We start from the raw sequence: 1,013 nt of genomic DNA, 5'->3' as shown, positions 1-1,013 counted from the left end.
GATAGGAAGCGAAGTTTTTGAAATTGAGCTTCCTTTTGTCTTTCCAAGTTCTTGGTCTATAGCTCGGTTAAATGCAGTTTGCCAACTTACAGACGGCTTGAAGACTGCTGGCAAACAATGCTTGTTGGATGCAAAATACTTACGTGGTAAAAGTTCAGAAACTATTATAGAAAAAGGTAAACTTGTCTGTAAAGGTGACAATATTATACTTGTGGATGGTGAAAACTCTGGTGAGGTGTTCAACGTACCACAAGACGGCTATATGGGTAGTACGTTCAAGCAACTATGGATAGGTTCCTCAATGTTCGAACCTTATGTTTTGGCTTTCATACGGTTTTATAAAGAAACTTTGCGCAATTCAAAGAAAGGCGCAGCTATTCCGCACCTTAACAAGGAACTGTTCTATGGTCTTATTATTGGCATTCCACCACTGCAAGAGCAGAGAAGAATTGTACAAAAAATTGAAGAATCAGCGCAGTTGCTCAAATAGTTTTTCTATTTGAGCAACAATGCGTTGCTGCTCCGATTCTGGTGGTATGGGATACAAATACTCTTCTATGTGGCAATTATTTATGGAGGGTGAATTGTCTCCCTTCATAAACATATTAAGCCCATCAACAACGTAGCTTGACAACATCATCCAATACAAATATTGCGGATAGATACCGATACATGGTGTTATCACATAAAATCCTGTACTTGCGATAGCATTTTTATACTCATTTGTAACAAGTGCTATATTTTTCAGGTATGGACGTACCATGGAAAACAAGACATCGTTCTCATGTAGTTTCCTTGATGCACGGCTTGGAGCATTTTCCGTTGTGATGTGCTTTGGATTGTCAATTATATACTTTTTGTTATTAACGGCATCCACATCAATATAAACAAAATCATTTTTAGGCTTCTCAGATTCCATAGGAAGAAAGATACTTTTTCCTCTTGACCAGCTCCACGTTTCGGGTATGTCAAATGGCATCTGCTCGCTTATATCCGCAACACTTTTTCCTACC

The 1,013-nt window shown here is 38.5% G+C and carries 2 protein-coding genes; one reads left to right on the top strand and one right to left on the bottom strand.

The annotated features are described in order from the left end of the window. Positions 1 to 490, top strand: a 490-nt coding sequence (locus HMPREF1640_RS00690; RefSeq protein ID WP_231565810.1) for a restriction endonuclease subunit S, incomplete at its 5' end; no start/stop codon positions are given. Here the strand turns inward: HMPREF1640_RS00690 and HMPREF1640_RS00685 are convergent. Continuing rightward, the coding region (locus HMPREF1640_RS00685; protein ID WP_036891518.1) for a restriction endonuclease subunit S at positions 470 to 1,013 on the bottom strand (544 nt) is incomplete at its 5' end. The two genes, HMPREF1640_RS00690 and HMPREF1640_RS00685, sit on opposite strands and share 21 nt — an antisense overlap.

This window comes from Prevotella sp. S7-1-8, assembly GCF_000758925.1.
Classification (GTDB): Bacteria; Bacteroidota; Bacteroidia; order Bacteroidales; family Bacteroidaceae; genus Prevotella.
This window is presented reverse-complemented; position numbering and strand designations above follow the sequence as displayed.